We start from the raw sequence: 15,598 nt of genomic DNA on the forward strand, positions 1-15,598 counted from the left end.
ATTGATGCTAGATGACTACGAAATTCGCTGCAAATACATACTTGCACGCCGATATCCGAAGTAGGACGACCCTGACCATCGGCGGTCACCGGGGCGCCGGTACCGTTCGCCGCGAGCACAGGAGGCGGACATGGGCGACATCACGACCGGATCGGTGAACGCGAACGGGCTCGACTTCGGATACCTCACGGCCGGCCCCGAGGACGGGCCGCTGGCGCTGCTGCTGCACGGCTTCCCCGACTCGCCGCACACGTGGCGGCATCTGATGCCCGAGCTGGCCGCCGCCGGATACCGCGCCGTGGCCCCGTTCATGCGCGGCTACGCCCCCACGTCCGTCCCGGCGGACGAGGCGTACCAGAGCGGTGCCCTCGCCGCCGACGCCGTCGCCCTGCACGAGGCCCTGGGCGGCGGCTCCGACGCCGTCGTCATCGGCCACGACTGGGGCGCCTTCGCCACCTACGGCGCCGCGAACGTCGCCCCGGACCACTGGCGCAAGGTCGTCGCCATGTCCGTCCCGCCCGTCTCCGTGATGACGACCGCTTTCTTCGACTACGAGCAGCTCAAGCGCTCGTTCTACATCTTCGTCTTCCAGACGCCGCTGGCCGAGGTCGCCCTGAACCGCGCGTTCGTCGAAGGGCTGTGGCGGGACTGGTCGCCGGACGACGGACGCGACCGGTCCGCGGACGTCGACCACGTCATGGACTGCCTGGGCACGCCCGCCAACATCGCCGCGGCGATCGGGTACTACCGCGCCATGCTCGACCCGTCCCGGCTCGTGGACCGTTACGCGGCCGCCCAGCAGGCGACGACCATCGTGGGCGAACTGCCCGTCCTGTACCTGCACGGCGCAGAGGACGGCTGCCTGGGCCCGGACGTGGTGGACATGGACGCCGTCCGCGAGGCCCTCCCGCCCGGGTCGCGGACCGGCCTCGTCTCCGGCGCCGGCCACTTCCTCCAGGTGGACCGTCCCGCCGAGGTGAACGAGCACATCCTCAGCTGGCTGTCCGCCTGATCAGGTCGGCGGCCATCTCACCGATCATGATGGCCGGCGCGTTGGTGTGCCCCCGGGTGATCCGCGGCAGGACGGACACGTCGGCGACGCGGAGCCCGCCGACGCCGCGGACGCGCAGGTCCGGGTCGACGACGGAGCCGTCGTCGGTGCCCATGCGGCAGGTGCCCACCGGGTGGTAGAGCGTCTCGGAGTGTCCGCGGACGTAGCGGGCCACGGCCTCGTCGTCGTCCGCGCCCGCGTAGGGCTCCATGGGGTCGCCGACATAGGGCTTCAGGGCGTCCGCGGCCAGGAGCTCCTCCGCGCGGCGGATGCCGTGGACCAGCCGGCTCAGGTCACCGGCGCAGGTCAGGTAGGCGGGATCGATCACCGGCGGGGCGGCCGGGTCGGCCGACGCGAGCGTGATGCGGCCGGCCGACTCGGGCTGGAGCAGGACGACGCCGAGCGTCACGCCGTGCTCGGCCGGCGGGGTGAGGCCGTGCGCGATGTACGGGACCGGCGCGAAGATCAGTTCGAGGTCGGGGGCGTGCAGGGCCGGGTCGCTCCTCGTGAAGAGGACCGCCTCGCCGACGTTGGAGGTGAACGGGCCGCGCCGGGCGAGCAGGTAGCGGGCGACGTTCGGCAGCGACTCCGCACCGGTGAGGGTGATCTTCTTCGGGCAGTGCCGGACCACGGCGACCGACAGGTGGTCCTGGAGATGCCGCCCGACCTCGGGACTGTCCACGACGGGCTCGACGCCGGCGGTCCGCAGGTGGTCGGAGTCGCCGATGCCGGAGAGCATGAGGAGGTGCGGTGAGCCGATCGCGCCCGCGGCCAGGATGACCTCGCGGCGCGCCGAGACGCGTTCCCCACCGTGCTCGACGCCCGTCGCGCGCCCGTCCTCGACCACGATCCTCGACACCTGCGCGCCGGTGACGACGGTCAGGTTCGGTCGTTTGCGCGCGGGGCGCAGATAGGCGTCGGCGGCACTGCACCTCCTGCCGCGCCGCTGGCTCACCGGCGTGAGCGCGTACCCCTCGTTGGAGGGACCGTTCAGCTCGGGCAGCCGCTTCAGCCCGGCGGCGGCGCAGGCGTCGAGGAAGGCGCGGGTCGCCTCGTTCGGACTGCGCTGCTCGGAGATCCGGACGGGACCGGACGTCCCGTACACGTCGCCGGTGTTGCTCCCGGCGCGGCCTTCAACGCGTTTGAAGTACGGGACGACGTCCTCGTACGACCATCCGGGAATGTCCCATTCGTCATAGTCGTCGTAGTGCCCGCGCACCCACATCATCGCGTTGAGCGAGGACGAGCCGCCGAGCATCTTGCCGCGCGGCCAATACATCTCGCGGCCGTCCAGTTCGGGCTGCCCGGCGGTGCGGTAGTCCCAGTCGTACCCGGTCTTGAAGAGCTTCGGGAACGCGGCCGGGATGTGGATCTCGCTCTTGTCGTCCGGGCCGCCGGCCTCGAGCAGGGCGACCGACACGGAGGCGTCCTCGGACAGCCGCGCGGCCAGCGCGCAGCCCGCGGACCCCGCGCCGACGATGACGTAGTCGTGTTCCATCAGGGCTCCCGCGCTCTCGCGGGCCGCGGCGCCGGCCCGTCACCCCCCGACTTACCATCGCCGGGCTCTCGCGTCCATGTATTCCGCCACCCATGCGGGCGGAACCGAGGGTGGACGGGCGGCGTCGATCCGTAGTCCGAGATCTTCTGAGTGGAGGCGCACGCATGAGTGAGTACCCGGCCGAGTCGATCGATCTGCACCGGCGCGGTCTGGAAGCGCGGGACGCCGGCCGTCTGGACGAGGCCGCGGACCTGCTCCGGCAGGCGTACGAAGCCGGGCATCCGGCAGGCGCCCACGAACTGGGCATGATGGCGGCCGACCGCGGTGACGAACGCCAGGCGGTGGGGTGGTGGCGGCGGGCCGCCGACGCGGGACTCCCCGAGAGCGCCTTCGAGGTCGGCTACGCGGCGGAGCGGGCGGGCGACCGCGACGAGGCCGGACAGTGGTACCGGAAGGCCGCGGAGGGCGGCCACACCGGCGGCACGCTGAATCTCGCCGTCCTCACCGAGCACGGCGGGGATGTGGACGAGGCCATGCGTCTCTACCGCCGGGCGTGGGATCTGGGATCGGACGAGGCGGCCTTCAACCTCGGCCGGCTGTACGACGACGAGGGAAAGGGCGACCTCGAAGCGGCGGGGACCTGGTACACCCGCGCGGCCGAGCGCGGCAACGGAGGCGCCGCGTTCAACCTCGGGTTCGTGCGCCAGGACCAGGGCGACTCCGCCGGGAAGATCGAGGCGTGGCGGCGCGCCGCCGACCTCGGGCATCCCAATGCCGCCTTCTGCCTCGGCCTCCACTACGGGGAGTCGGGGGACGAGGACACCGCCATCGTCTGGTTCCGCAGGTCGGTGCAGGAGACCGGCCACGACAAGGCCGGCCACAACCTCAGCGGGATCTACCGCCGCCGGGGGGACGAGCGCGGCGCGAGGTTCTGGTCCGAGTTCTCCACCGGGCTCAGCGGCTACAGCCCGGAGTTCGAGGCGTTCGCCAGTGCGGGCTCGGCCGCCGCGATCCAGCAGCAGGACGTCCTCAACGACGCGCTCGGCGACGGCTACATCTCCTTCGACGTCGACGCGCGCACCCTCGACTCGGGTGGACGCACCTTCCACGGCATGACCTTTCTGGGCAGCTTCTCCCATGTGAGCCAGACCTGGCTCTGGGCCTGGGACAACCCCCACTACTCGTCCGACCTGCCCGCCATCGCCCCGCTGCGCGCCATCCGCGAGCACGGCGAGCGCCACGCCATCCCGGAACTGGTGACGGGCGGCCTTGACCTGTCCGGCTTTCCCGACCCGGCGCAGGCCGCGGCCACCATGGCCATCGCGGCCGCCGGACTGCTCGGCGGCAACGGGGTGCGGAGCTGCCGCGTCAACGACGGGAAGGGCTCCTTCTACTTCCACCTCGACGACCCGGCCCTCCCGGTCGCCGGGTTCGACCACCTCGCGGCCAGCCGCCTGCTGATGACCGCCGCCGAGATCTTCCCCGCCGAGCAGCGCCGCGTCGTCCGCGGCTTCCTGGCCCACCACGGCTGCCGGATCAGGGAGTCCGCGGACGTCGTCGACGGCCTCTTCCCGCAGGGCGGCCAGGTGACCGTCGCCTTCACCGGCGAGGGCCGCATCAAGGCCATCTCCTCGGGCCGCACCGCGGCCGAGTGACCCGCGTCCGGCCGCCCCGCTGTTCTGCGGGGCGGCCGGACGGACAGGCACGGATCAGGCGGAGAACCGGCTGAGCAGGACGGCCAGCCGGAGGTCGTGCTGCTCGCGGCGCAGACGGCCGTCGCGCATGAGAGTGAGCATGCCGTGCAGGCCGCTCCAGAACGTCTCCGTGAGCGCCTCCAGGTCGTCGTCCCCTGCGAGCGGCCGGACGGTCTCGCGTAGTTCGCCGAAGCTCTCCTGGAGGGCGGCCGGTGCCTCGGGGCTGGCGAACGGCAGGTCTACGGCCTTGGTGAACATCACGTCGTAGAGAGCGGGCCTGCGCTCGGCGAACTCCGTGTACGCCGTGGCGACGTCCGCGAGCGCCCGGCTCGGATCGGTGGACGCCGTGCGCGCCTTCCGCAGCTCGGCGGCGATCTCGGCGAACCCCTCGACCGCGACGGCCGCCATGATGGCGTCCTTGCCCTTGAAGTGGCTGTACAGGACGGGCTGGCTGTACTCGATCTCCGCGGCGAGCCGGCGCGTCGTCACCGCGTCCCAGCCCTCCTTCTCTGCCAGTTCCCTGGCCGCCCTGATGATCAGCTTCTCCCGCTCGGCACGCTCGCGCTCCCGGCGCCTCTGGATCGACATGGCAGTGATTCTAGCACCGCTAGCGAAACTATCCTCGCTATGCTAGCGTCGATTCTGTTCCTAGCACTGCTAGCACATGGAGATCCTGATGCTCACTCCCCTCGCGTACGGCCTGGCCGTTGTACTCACCCTGTTCGTCGCCTTCATCGGCGCGCGGTTCCTCGTGTCGCCCCGCCCGGCGGCCGCCGGTTACGGCGTTCCCACCGAGCAGGACGGCGACTCCGCCTACCTGGAGGTCAAGGGTGTGCGCGACCTGACGTTCGGGATCCTCGGCCTCGCGTTGATCGCCTTCGCCGACGCCCACGCCGCGGGCTGGTACATGCTGGTCGTGGCGCTGGCGCCGCTCGGTGACACCCTCATCGTGCTGCGCCACGGCGGCACCAAGGCCGTCGCGTTCGGCATCCACTTCGCCACCGCCGCCATCGTGCTCGTCAGCGCGGCCCTGCTCTTCGCCGTCTGACCGCCCGTCCCGAACACACCTCCCATCCCGGACAAGGAGTCATCCAGATGTCGCTGATCGCACCGGACTTCGACGAGTCCGTGATCGTCCGCTCCGCCGAGGCCGAGGTGATCGGCCGGTCCCCCACCACCATCCGGCTGCTGGCCGACAGCAGCTCGACCGGCGGCGCGCTGTCCACCCAGAGGGTCACGCTGGCCGGCGGCGCGGACGGTGCCAGACCGCACCGCCACGACGGTTCCGCCGAACTGTTCTACATGCTGAACGGCACCGCCCAGCTGCTGTCGGGCGAGCAGGTCGTGACCGCCCAGCGCGGCGACCTGGTCGTCGTCCCGCCCGGCCTGCCGCACGCCTTCGCCGCCGCCCCCGGCGAGGACGCCGACATCCTCATCGTCATCACCCCGGGCGTCGAGCGGTTCGAGTACTTCCGGCACCTGGAGCGCATCGCCTACGGGAAGGTGCCGCCCGAAAGCCTCCTGGACGTCCAGGAGGTCTACGACACGTATTTCCTCAGCAGCGCGGCCTGGGACGACGCACGCGCCTGAAAACGGCGAGGAGCCGGCCGGAGCATCCGGCCGGCTCCTCGCGTTGGCAGGAGCGGGTGCGCCCCCCTCACGATCCCCAGTCGGGACGCAGCGGCATGTGGCTCGTGCCGTCGTCCTCCAGCTTCACGCCGAGCGTCTGGTGCAGCTGGATCCAGTTCTGGTTGAAGCCGAGCACGCAGCCGGCCATGTAGACGCGCCACACGCGGGCGGTGCCCTCGCCGACCTCGGCGACGGCCTCGTCCCAGTGCTCGTCGAGGTTCTCGCACCAGCCGGTGAGCGTGCGCGCGTAGTGCTCGCGCAGGTTCTCCTGGTGCCGGATCTCGAAGCCCGCGTCGTTCATCTGCATCTGGACGTAGCCGGGCCCCTCCAGCTCACCGTCCGGGAACACGTACCGGTTGATGAACCCGTTCTCCTTGCGGGACGGCGTCGTGTTGTCCGGACGGGTGATGGTGTGGTTCAGCATCCGCCCGCCCTTCCTCAGCTTCCCGTGGAGGAAGGAGAAGTAGGACGGCAGATTCGCCTTGCCGATGTGCTCGGTGAGGCCGATGGAGCTGATCGCGTCGAAGCCGGTCTCGGTCACGTCGCGGTAGTCCATGTGCCTGACCTCCGCGAGGTCCGACAGGCCCCGGTCGGCGATGGCCTTCTGCGCCCACTCGGCCTGCTGCTTTGACAGCGTGACACCGAGCGCCTTGACGCCGTACTCCTTCGCGGCGTGCATCACCATGCCGCCCCAGCCGCAGCCGACGTCCAGCAGCCGCATCCCCGGTTTCAGCGCGATCTTCCTGGCCACCAGGTCGTGCTTGTTGAACTGCGCCTCCTCCAGCGTCGCGTCCGCACGCGGGTAGCAGGCGCAGGTGTAGGCCATGGACGGGCCGAGCACCCACTCGTAGAAGGTGTTGGACACGTCGTAGTGGTGCGAGATGGCCCGGGCGTCCCGCCTCTTGGAGTGCCGCAGCCATGACGGGATGCGGCTGAACGGAGCCTCCTGCGGCGGCGGGTCCAGCCGGCGCGTGATCGCGGCACGCAGCAGCGGGTCACCCATGACCGCGCCGACGATCCGCGCCTTGTCGCGCGCCGTCACGTCACCGAGCACCTCCTGCATCGTCGTCAGCGCCGTGATCATGTCGCCGTTGACGTCGATCATGCCTGTGACGTAGGCGCGGGCGAGGCCGAGCGCCCCCGGCGAGTGCAGCAGATACGACACCGCGTATGGCGACCGCACGTCGAACCTGATGGCGGCGCCGGGCACCCCCGCCCGCGAGCCGTCGTACGCCGTGAACTCCACTGGCGCCTCAGCCCCGGCGAGCTGCTGGAAGACCCTGGCCAGCGTCATCTTCTTCCTCCTGTCTACTTCGCCCCGGGCCGGCGGTGGTCGGCCGCCGCCCCCGCGGGGCTCCCCCGATACGACGGGCGCCTGGTCAGCGTCCGCGCACGCACTTCTCGTAGAGATCCAGCAGCCGCTCGCCGGGGTCGTACCGCCCCTTGAGCCGCCGGTAGGTATCCCCGTCGTAGTACCGCCAGAACTCGTCCCGGCCGTAGAAGGCGGTGGAGTAAAGCGACTTGTGGCCGTCGAGCGCCGCGACCTTACGCTCGATGAGCCGGTTGTGGTGCTCGGGGATCTGCCCCGGCGGGATCCGGACGGTTCCCCAGAAGCCCGCGTTCACGTACGCGCGGCCCACGTCCAGCGGGTACAGCGGCCACCGCTCCTTCGCACGCAGCGGGCACAGCCAGATGGGGCTCATGCCGACCTTGCCGTGGAAGAACTCCAGGAACTCCGGCAGCCGCTCGATCGGCACCTCGATGTCCTGGATGACGTCCTCGCGCGGGCGCAGCCCCCGCCACCGCTCCGCGCGCGCGACGATGTGGTACCGGCGGTCGTAGGCGACGAGCTTGCGGTACACGTCGGAGCGCTTGTACTTGTCGGGCCACAGCCGCCGGACCGCCGGGTTCTGCACGCCGAACGCGCCCGAGCACCAGAACCAGTCGGTGTCCCAGCGCCAGATGTAGTCGCGGATCGTCAGGAAGTCCACCGACCGCTGCCGGATCGACCGGTAGTAGATCTTCTGGCCGGTGTAGTCGGACGTGTAGGGCGCCGAGTCGGCGAAGAACCCGAGCGTGATGTACTGCTCGTTCGCGCTGAAGACCGTCCCGTCCATGAAGTCGACTTGCTCGTCCTCGAACGTCCCGGAATCGGTGATCTCCCCCATCACCCGGGCCAGTTCCGCGGCGTCGGTGAACCGCAGGTGCCGCAGCCGCACGTACGGCCTGACGGGCCTCAGCTCCGTCTTCAGCCGGAGGCTGTAGCCGAGCGTCCCGTAGGAGTTCGGGAAGCCGTAGAAGAGGTCCTTGTGCTCGTTGTCGCGCGTCGCCGTGACGATCTGGCCGTCCCCGGTGAGGATCTCCATCTCCAGGACGCCCTCGTGCGGCAGCCCGTCGCGGAACGACGTCGACTCGATGCCGAGCCCCGTCACCGCACCGCCCAGCGTGATCGTCTTCAGCTGCGGGACGACCGTCGGCATGAGGCCGTGCGGGAGCGTCGCTGCGACCAGGTCCTCGTAGGTCGTCATGCCCTGGACCTGGGCGGTCCGCTCGTCCGGGTCGACGCTGAGCACCTTGTCGAACCCGGACACGTCGAGCCCGGGCGCCTCCGAGGGGTCGCGCCACCGGAACAGGTTGGAGGTCCGCTTCGCCAGCCGCACCGGCGTGCCCGCCGGGATCGCCTCGTAGGACCTTCTGAGCGCCTCTACCGCTCGCTGGTGGTCGCCCTTGACCGCAAGCTCCGTCATCTACCCCTCCCTCGCATAGTTAATCGATCATCCCATGCATGGTCCACATAACTCGGACGTTAGGGGAGTCACAGGTAGAGAGGGGAATAAAGCCACGGGCGTACACATCGGCGTCGTTTCATCTCCTGGAGGTCACGGGGCCGCGTACAGAGCGGCCACGTCAACCTTTCCCCGAAGGGGTACGCCGACAAACCCGCGAGGCGCTCACGTCGTCGTCGCGGGTGCTGTCAGGCGCCCGGATCGTGGCCGCCGACCAGCCCCGACCCGCGGACGTGTCACTTCACCAAGCGCAGGATCCACGGGTAGCGGAACGTCTGGCCGGTCAGCGCGAAGACCGCCGCGATCGCCGACAGCACCCACGCCACCGCGTACACGATCCCGCCGACGCCGAACGTGACGATCGTGAGCAGCAGCAGCGTCACCTGGAAGTTCACGGCCTCGGCCGCCTGCCTCCGGACGTACTGCGACCGCTTGCCGCTCACCAGCATCAGCACGAGCGGGCCGACGAACAGCGTGGGGACGGCTACGGCGTGCGCGGCCGCCGCGAGCATCCGGTCCTCACCCGTCGGGGCCTCGCCCTCCAGGGCGGCCGGTTGCCGGGGCACGGGCACCAGGTCCCTGGTGACCGCGCCGAGGTCGTTCCGCGTCCTGGCCGTCATCGCCAGTTGGACGCGCATGTCGAATTCGTCCTCGTCGAGCCGGCCCTCGGCGTACGCGTCCTGAAGCCGCTGGATGACCGGTTCCCGTTCGGCGTCCGAGACCCGCAGATCCCCCACCGCGTAACTGCTGTCCATGCCCTCCATGCTCGGCGGCCCCCGGACCCCGGGCCATCAGGGAAGACCCTGAGCCACCCCTGAATTCCGCTGGAGGTACTCCTCCCCGGGGGTCAGCCGCCCGCCGAACAGGTCCGGCACCGTCACGAACACGTAGCCCTCGGCGGCCAGCCGGTCGATGATCTTCGGGACGGCCCGCACGCTGGTCGGGTGGATGTCGTGCATCAGGACGATGGAGCCGGGCTTCACCGACTCCAGCACCCGCTTCTCGACGTACCCGGTGTCGTGGTGCTCCCAGTCGAGGGGGTCGACCGTCCACAGCACCTGCGCCATGCCCATCTCCCGCGTGATCCTCGTCAGCCGCCCGGACGTCGACCCGTACGGCGGGCGGAGCATGACGGGCGTGACGCCGGACGCCCGCCGGATCGCGTCCTGCGTCCGCGTCAGCTCCGAGAGGATCTTCTTCTTGGACGCCCTGCCGAGGTCGGCGTGCGTGTAGCTGTGGTCGGCGATCTCGTGCCCGGCCTCGTGCTCGCGCCGGACGAGTTCCGGATGTTTCGCCGCGTTCTCCCCGATGATGAAGAACGTGGCCCGCACCCTGCGGGCCGCGAGAATGTCCAGCAGCTCGCCGGTGCTCGCCGCGGGCCCGTCATCGAACGTCAGCGCCACGCACCTGACCCGCCCGCAGTCCGGAGCCCACGGCCGAGGCATCCCCGTCGCCCGCCCTGGACCATTGTGCTGCCCCGAACTCATGGACTGCCCCGAGCCCGTGGTCTGCCCGGGACCGTCGGGCTGCCCCGGACCACAAGGCTGCCCCGGACCCGTGGGCTGACCCGAGCCACCAGGCTGCCCTGGGCCATTGGTCTGACCCGGGCCATTGGGCTGCCCCGGACCGCCAGGCTGACCCGGACCGCCAGGCTGCGCCGGGCCACAAGGGTGGCCCGGACCGCCGGGGTGCGTCGGGCTGCCGGGGGGTGCCTCGGCCTGGGGCTCGGTGTTCGGGTTGGGTCCTGTCGTCCGGGTCTTGTTCTGCGCGACGGCTAGGCCGGAGGGGCCTGGGGCCGGGGCGAGCGTGCTGAGGCCCGCGAACACCGAGGCCGCGAGCACGGCGGCCGCCCCCCGCCGGACGAGTTCCGGCCCGCCCATCAACACCCCCGCTGCCGATCCCCCGAAGGCGCAAGTCTAGGGCTCGGGCCCCCGCCCGCCGGGGATGCCGCCGCTGGTGTCGGGAACCCGGACACCTCCGGTCTCGTTATCGTCGTACACCGCAACCCGGCACCGGGAGCGTTCCGGGCGGGGACCAGACGACGGGGTGGGCGATGAGATTCCGGGACCGGTTCGGGATCCGCAGGCATCGCGGGTCCACGGTGACGAAGCTCGACCGGGAGGCGACGGACTCCGACATCGAGGCGCTGATCGCGTTCGCCCGCGCCCGCCAAGGCGTTGAGTTCTTCGTCGAGCCGGAGACGTTCGCCACCGACACCACGGCCGTCGCCGTCGCCAACGACGGCGAATGGACCCGCCGCCGCGTCGGCTCGCCCAAGGTCATCGGCAAGGTGGCCCGCGACCTGGGCCTCCCCGTCTACGACGTCCAGATCGTCGGCTACCCGCCGCGCATGCGCGCCTGGAACGAGCGCAACCGCGACCGCCGCATCGACCCCGGCACCCCCGGCCAGGCCGTGGCCCCCTGACCCGGGCTAGCCGGCCTCGCGGTAGGCCTGGTCGTCGTAGGCGGCCGCCAGCTGGTCGGAGCTCATGCGCATGCGGAGTTTCCGGGGCGGGATGCCTGCTTCGATCACCTCCCGGAGGATGACGGCCATGGAGTACGCGGGGTCGGCGGCGAGGGCGCGTTCCAGGGCGACGTTGGCGAGGCCGCCGTCGCCGGCGGAGTAGGCCGCGAAGGCCAGGAGGGACGCCGGGGCGGGGACGCAGGGTTCTTCGACGCGGCGCACGATGTCGCGCCAGAAGGCGATGTCGGCGGCCGGGGCGTCCTCGTCGATGCGGATCCAGGTCTCGTCGCGGATCCGCAGGTCGGTCAGGAGGAGGCCGAGCCAGGCGGCCTCGTCGTCGGTAGGGCGGATGCCGGTGCGGGCGTGGGCGAGCAGGGCCAGGACGAAGGCGAGGTCCTCCTCATGGGCGGCGCGTGTTCGGGACAGGTAGCGCTTGCGGGCCCGTTCGGTGGCCTGGTGCATCGTGGCCTGGCCGGGGCCGTCGAGGGGCTGGACCGAGCGGACCAGTTCAGAGCGGTCGGCCAGGGCGACATGACCGGCGAAGGTCGCCTGGGCGGCGACGACGCTGCCGGAGATGTCGTACGGGACGCCTTCGGGTGGGCAGCAATCGTCGTCGCAGGTCAGCGACCACCAGCGCCCGTCGCCGACGCGGATCGCCTCGACGGCGGGGACGCCCGCTGCGGCGAGCGCCGCGCGCATGGGGGCGGCGGCCTCGGCCACCTCGTCCGGTGGCCCGTAGCCGAGGAGGAGCGAACGGGCGAAACCGTTGCCGGCGAGGAGGGCGGCCACCCGGTCGGCGGCGTCCGCCGGTAAGTCGAGCCGGATCGCGCATGTGCCGCGGGAGCGGCCCTCGAAGCCGATCACGACGAGGCTGCGGGCCGGGTGGAAGCCCAGCAGGTAGGGGACGGCCGCGATGGCGTCCTGCGCGGTGCGAATCACCAGGGATGTCATGGCGTCGAGGCTCGCAGGGGCGGCGGAGGCACGGCCGGCGAACGAGAGACTGTGGATAACCTTCGGCCGGCCACTCGGTCCGTGCCGGTTCACCCGGTATCCCGCCTCGCTCTCGTCCGCTCCGGGACACGGGCGCCGGGCCGGGACGGTAGCGTTGGGCGACGTGCCCGCCCCTGATCTGCTCACCGGCAGCGAGACCAAGATTCCCGACGTGGCGACCCTGCTCGCCGCGGCCGTCACGTCCATCGGGGGTGCCGAGCGCCCCGGACAGGTGACGATGGCCCAGGCGGTGGAGAGGGCGATCGAGTCCGGGGAACATGTCGCGGCGCAGGCGGGTACGGGCACCGGCAAGTCGCTCGCGTATCTGGTGCCCGCGATCCGGTATGCGGTGGAGAAGCAGACGACGGTCGTCGTCTCGACGGCGACGATCGCGTTGCAGCGGCAGCTCGTCGACCGGGACCTGCCGCGGCTGGCGGAGTCCCTCGGGCCGCTGCTCGGGACCGAGCTGAAGTTCGCGATCCTCAAGGGCCGCCGCAACTACCTGTGCCTGCACCGGGTCCAGACCGGGGTGCCGGAGGAGGAGGAAGGCGGGCCGAGCCTGTTCGACCCGCAGCAGCTCTCCACGCTCGGGCGGCAGGTCAAGCGGCTGAACGAGTGGGCCGAGGAGACTCAGACCGGCGACCGCGACGAGCTGGTGCCGGGGGTGGGCGAGCAGGCGTGGCGGCAGGTCGCCGTCACGGCCAAGGAGTGCCTGGGCGCGACTCGGTGCCCGCACGGCACCGAGTGCTTCGCCGAGCTGGCGCGGGCGGAGGCCGGTGAGGCCCACATCGTGGTCACCAACCACGCGCTGCTGGCCATCGATGCCCTGGAGGAGTTCCAGGTCCTGCCCGAGCACGATGTCGTCATCGTGGACGAGGCGCATGAGCTGGTCGACCGGGTCACCTCGGTCGCGACCGGGGACCTGAGCGCGGCCGGTGTGGAGACGGCCGCGCGGCGCTGCGGACGTCTCATCGAGGAGAACGTCGCCGACCGTCTGAAAGAAGCCGCGGAAGGGCTCGGCCTTCTCCTGGAGGACATGCCCGCAGGCCGCATGGATGTCCTGTCGCCTGCCCTGGGGAACACGCTCGCCTCTGTACGCGACGCCGCCCATGCCTGCATCACGGCGCTCGGCCCGGAGAAGAAGGATTCCGACCCGGGTGACATGGCCGCGCGTAAGGCGGCACGGTCATCGCTAGAGGATCTGCACGACACGGCCGTGCGGACGCTGGAGGCGTTCCAGCCCGAGATGGCCCAGCGCTTCGACGTGGTGTGGTTGGAGAAGCCGTTCGTCCAGGAAGGACGTCCGAAACGGCCGCCGTCGTTGCATGTGGCCCCGATCGGGGTCGGCGGACTGCTTCGGACGACCCTGTTCGAGCAGCGCACCGCGATCCTCACGTCGGCGACGCTCACGCTGGGCGGGTCGTTCGAGCCTCTCGCCCGTCAGTGGGGGCTGCCTCCGCTGAACGAAAGCGGGCCGAGGGACGCGAAGACCGCCGCCGAGGGGCTCGCGCAGACCGCCACGGAGAAGGGCGAGGAAACCGAGGTCGTGTGGTCGGGGCTGGACGTCGGCTCGCCGTTCGACCACCCGAAGGCGGGCATCCTGTACGTCGCCCGGCATCTGCCGCAACCGGGACGGGACGGGCTCGCCGCCGCGTACCTCACCGAGATCACCGAGCTGATCGAGGCGGCGGGCGGTCGCACCCTCGGCCTGTTCTCCTCGATGCGGGCGGCGCGCCAGGCGGCCGACGAGCTGAAGGACCACCTGTCCCACCCGCTGCTCTGCCAGGGTGAGGACTCCACGTCCCTGCTGGTCAAGCAGTTCGCCGAGGACGAGCGGACCTGCCTGTTCGGCACCCTGTCGCTCTGGCAGGGCGTGGACGTCCCAGGCCCGTCGCTGCAGCTCGTCATCATGGACCGCATACCGTTCCCGCGTCCGGACGACCCGGTGTCGTCGGCGCGGTCGCGCGCGGTCGCGGCACGCGGCGGCAACGGATTCATGGCGGTCGCGGCCACGCACGCCGCGCTGCTGCTCGCCCAGGGCGCGGGCCGCCTGCTCCGCTCGATGGACGACCGCGGCGTCGTCGCCGTCCTCGACCCGCGGCTCGCCACGGCCCGCTACGGCGGCTTCCTGAAGAACTCGCTGCCGCCGTTCTGGGCGACCACCGACCCGGACGTCGTCCGCGGCGCCCTCCGCCGCCTCGACGCCGCCGCGTCGGAGCAGCCCTAGAACCCGGCCACGCGCCGGGCCGCGGGCGCGGCGCTCAGCGACGGTAGCCGGCGAGGAACTCGCCTATGCGGCCGACGGCGTCCTCCAGGTCGTCGGCGTACTGGAGCGTGACGACGCGGAAGTGGTCCGTGGTCGGCCAGTTGAACCCGGTGCCCTGGACGACCAGGAGCTTCTGCTGTTCCAGCAGGTCGAGGGCGAAGCGCATGTCGTCCTCGATCGGGTACATCTCCGGGTCCAGGCGCGGGAAGACGTACAGGGCGCCGGTGGGCTTGACGCAGCTCACGCCGGGCAGGTCGTTCAGCAGTTTCCAGGCGCGGTCGCGCTGCTCCCCTAGGCGCCCGGTCGGCAGGACGAGGTCCTCGATGCTCTGGTAACCGCCGAGCGCGGCCTGGATGGCGTGCTGGCCGGGGACGTTCGGGCAGAGCCGCATGTTGGCGAGGATGTCGAGCCCCTCGATGTAGGACTCGGCGTGCTCCTTCGGCCCGGACAGCACCACCCAGCCGGACCGGAAACCGGCGACCCGGTAGTTCTTGGACAGGCCGCCGAAGGTGAGGCACAGCAGGTCGGGGGCCAGGGACGCGATCGGCACGTGCTCGGCGTCGTCGTACAGGATCCGGTCGTAGATCTCGTCGGCGAAGACGATGAGGTTGCGGCGGCGGGCGAGCTCGACGATGCGGGTCAGCACCTCGCGCGAGTAGACGGCGCCGGTCGGGTTGTTCGGGTTGATGATGACGATGGCGCGGGTCCGGTCACCGATCTTGGACTCGATGTCGTCGAGGCTCGGCTGCCACCCGTCGTCCTCGTCGCACAGGTAGTGGACGGGCGTGCCGCCGCACAGCGACACCGAGGCCGTCCACAGCGGGTAGTCGGGCGCGGGGATCAGCACCTCGTCGCCGTCGTTCAGCAGCGCCTGCAGGGTCATGACGATGAGCTCGGAGACGCCGTTGCCGAGGTAGACGTCCTCCACGTCGATGCCGGCGACGCCGTTGTCCTCGAAGCGCTGCACGATGGCGCGGCGCGCGGGCAGGATGCCCTTGGAGTCGCTGTAGCCGTGCGCCTCCGGCAGGTTGCGGATCATGTCCTGGAGGAGCTCGGGCGGGGCCTCGAACCCGAACGGGGCAGGATTGCCGATGTGCAGCTTGAGGACGTTGTTCCCCTCGTTCTCCAGCTGCTTGGCGCGCTTGAGGACCGGTCCCCGGATGTCATAACAGACGTTGGTCAGCTTGCCCGACTGGTTGACCTGCATGGACTCACCATAG

14 protein-coding genes are annotated in these 15,598 nt (G+C 71.0%); 6 read left to right on the forward strand and 8 right to left on the reverse strand.

The features are described 5' to 3' along the window. The first annotated feature begins 130 nt into the window (after window positions 1–130). Window positions 131–1,012 carry an alpha/beta fold hydrolase gene (locus tag ACQPXG_RS33255; protein WP_433463096.1) on the forward strand — a complete coding sequence of 294 codons (882 nt, stop codon included), beginning with the start codon at window positions 131–133 and terminating at the stop codon, window positions 1,010–1,012. On the opposite strand, the gene ACQPXG_RS33260 is transcribed toward ACQPXG_RS33255, so the two are convergent. Further along, complete coding sequence (locus ACQPXG_RS33260; RefSeq protein WP_433463097.1) at window positions 993–2,549, reverse strand: GMC family oxidoreductase; 1,557 nt, start codon at window positions 2,547–2,549, stop codon at window positions 993–995. The two genes, ACQPXG_RS33255 and ACQPXG_RS33260, sit on opposite strands and share 20 nt — an antisense overlap. 164 nt (window positions 2,550–2,713) lie before the next feature. Between ACQPXG_RS33260 and ACQPXG_RS33265 the strand changes: the two genes are divergently transcribed. Further along, window positions 2,714–4,204, forward strand: coding sequence for a tetratricopeptide repeat protein (locus ACQPXG_RS33265; RefSeq protein ID WP_433463098.1), 1,491 nt, complete (start codon window positions 2,714–2,716; stop codon window positions 4,202–4,204). A gap of 54 nt (window positions 4,205–4,258) precedes the next feature. On the opposite strand, the gene ACQPXG_RS33270 is transcribed toward ACQPXG_RS33265, so the two are convergent. Continuing rightward, window positions 4,259–4,831 (reverse strand): TetR/AcrR family transcriptional regulator, encoded by a 573-nt coding sequence (locus tag ACQPXG_RS33270; protein WP_433463099.1) that lies wholly within the window; start codon window positions 4,829–4,831, stop codon window positions 4,259–4,261. An 88-nt stretch (window positions 4,832–4,919) separates the two neighbouring features. Between ACQPXG_RS33270 and ACQPXG_RS33275 the strand changes: the two genes are divergently transcribed. Together ACQPXG_RS33275 and ACQPXG_RS33280 are read left to right on the forward strand one after the other, a co-directional pair. Beyond that, window positions 4,920–5,291, forward strand: coding sequence for a DUF4267 domain-containing protein (locus ACQPXG_RS33275; protein ID WP_433463100.1), 372 nt, complete (start codon window positions 4,920–4,922; stop codon window positions 5,289–5,291). A 47-nt stretch (window positions 5,292–5,338) separates the two neighbouring features. Further along, entirely contained in the window at window positions 5,339–5,833 is a 495-nt protein-coding gene (locus ACQPXG_RS33280; RefSeq protein ID WP_433463101.1) for a cupin domain-containing protein, read from the forward strand. A gap of 67 nt (window positions 5,834–5,900) precedes the next feature. On the opposite strand, the gene ACQPXG_RS33285 is transcribed toward ACQPXG_RS33280, so the two are convergent. The 4 genes from ACQPXG_RS33285 to ACQPXG_RS33300 form a co-directional block, all read right to left on the reverse strand. After that, on the reverse strand, window positions 5,901–7,166 hold the full coding sequence (locus ACQPXG_RS33285; RefSeq protein ID WP_433463102.1) for a class I SAM-dependent methyltransferase: 1,266 nt from the start codon (window positions 7,164–7,166) through the stop codon (window positions 5,901–5,903). An 85-nt stretch (window positions 7,167–7,251) separates the two neighbouring features. Continuing rightward, window positions 7,252–8,619 (reverse strand): FAD-binding oxidoreductase, encoded by a 1,368-nt coding sequence (locus tag ACQPXG_RS33290; protein WP_433463103.1) that lies wholly within the window; start codon window positions 8,617–8,619, stop codon window positions 7,252–7,254. 275 nt (window positions 8,620–8,894) lie between these two features. Continuing rightward, window positions 8,895–9,413: a DUF1707 and DUF4870 domain-containing protein gene (locus tag ACQPXG_RS33295; RefSeq protein WP_433463104.1), complete on the reverse strand. Its 519-nt coding sequence runs from the start codon at window positions 9,411–9,413 to the stop codon at window positions 8,895–8,897. 36 nt (window positions 9,414–9,449) lie between these two features. Next, window positions 9,450–10,061 (reverse strand): polysaccharide deacetylase family protein, encoded by a 612-nt coding sequence (locus ACQPXG_RS33300; protein WP_433463105.1) that lies wholly within the window; start codon window positions 10,059–10,061, stop codon window positions 9,450–9,452. 650 nt (window positions 10,062–10,711) lie between these two features. Here ACQPXG_RS33300 and ACQPXG_RS33305 point away from each other — a divergent pair. Continuing rightward, window positions 10,712–11,083 (forward strand): hypothetical protein, encoded by a 372-nt coding sequence (locus ACQPXG_RS33305; RefSeq protein WP_433463106.1) that lies wholly within the window; start codon window positions 10,712–10,714, stop codon window positions 11,081–11,083. A 6-nt stretch (window positions 11,084–11,089) separates the two neighbouring features. Here the strand turns inward: ACQPXG_RS33305 and ACQPXG_RS33310 are convergent, their stop codons facing one another. Continuing rightward, complete coding sequence (locus tag ACQPXG_RS33310) at window positions 11,090–12,073, reverse strand: DUF4192 domain-containing protein (RefSeq protein WP_433463107.1); 984 nt, start codon at window positions 12,071–12,073, stop codon at window positions 11,090–11,092. A gap of 163 nt (window positions 12,074–12,236) precedes the next feature. Between ACQPXG_RS33310 and ACQPXG_RS33315 the strand changes: the two genes are divergently transcribed. Beyond that, window positions 12,237–14,339: an ATP-dependent DNA helicase gene (locus ACQPXG_RS33315; protein WP_433463108.1), complete on the forward strand. Its 2,103-nt coding sequence runs from the start codon at window positions 12,237–12,239 to the stop codon at window positions 14,337–14,339. A 34-nt stretch (window positions 14,340–14,373) separates the two neighbouring features. Here the strand turns inward: ACQPXG_RS33315 and ACQPXG_RS33320 are convergent, their stop codons facing one another. Next, the gene (locus tag ACQPXG_RS33320) at window positions 14,374–15,585 is read right to left on the reverse strand and encodes a pyridoxal phosphate-dependent aminotransferase (protein WP_433463109.1); all 1,212 of its coding nucleotides are present in this window, start codon (window positions 15,583–15,585) and stop codon (window positions 14,374–14,376) included. Between the last annotated feature and the right edge of the window lie 13 nt (window positions 15,586–15,598).

The sequence above is a fragment of the Spirillospora sp. CA-128828 genome, assembly GCF_050945415.1.
GTDB lineage: Bacteria > Actinomycetota > Actinomycetes > Streptosporangiales > Streptosporangiaceae > Spirillospora.

Coding starts and splice junctions, on each gene's coding strand:
- ACQPXG_RS33310 (WP_433463107.1), bottom strand. CDS start 12,073: ATGACATCCCTGGTGATTCGCACCGCGCAGGACGCCATCGCGGCCGTC.
- ACQPXG_RS33265 (WP_433463098.1), top strand. CDS start 2,714: ATGAGTGAGTACCCGGCCGAGTCGATCGATCTGCACCGGCGCGGTCTG.
- ACQPXG_RS33320 (WP_433463109.1), bottom strand. CDS start 15,585: ATGCAGGTCAACCAGTCGGGCAAGCTGACCAACGTCTGTTATGACATC.
- ACQPXG_RS33280 (WP_433463101.1), top strand. CDS start 5,339: ATGTCGCTGATCGCACCGGACTTCGACGAGTCCGTGATCGTCCGCTCC.
- ACQPXG_RS33295 (WP_433463104.1), bottom strand. CDS start 9,413: ATGGACAGCAGTTACGCGGTGGGGGATCTGCGGGTCTCGGACGCCGAA.
- ACQPXG_RS33260 (WP_433463097.1), bottom strand. CDS start 2,549: ATGGAACACGACTACGTCATCGTCGGCGCGGGGTCCGCGGGCTGCGCG.
- ACQPXG_RS33285 (WP_433463102.1), bottom strand. CDS start 7,166: ATGACGCTGGCCAGGGTCTTCCAGCAGCTCGCCGGGGCTGAGGCGCCA.
- ACQPXG_RS33275 (WP_433463100.1), top strand. CDS start 4,920: ATGCTCACTCCCCTCGCGTACGGCCTGGCCGTTGTACTCACCCTGTTC.
- ACQPXG_RS33270 (WP_433463099.1), bottom strand. CDS start 4,831: ATGTCGATCCAGAGGCGCCGGGAGCGCGAGCGTGCCGAGCGGGAGAAG.
- ACQPXG_RS33255 (WP_433463096.1), top strand. CDS start 131: ATGGGCGACATCACGACCGGATCGGTGAACGCGAACGGGCTCGACTTC.
- ACQPXG_RS33290 (WP_433463103.1), bottom strand. CDS start 8,619: ATGACGGAGCTTGCGGTCAAGGGCGACCACCAGCGAGCGGTAGAGGCG.
- ACQPXG_RS33305 (WP_433463106.1), top strand. CDS start 10,712: ATGAGATTCCGGGACCGGTTCGGGATCCGCAGGCATCGCGGGTCCACG.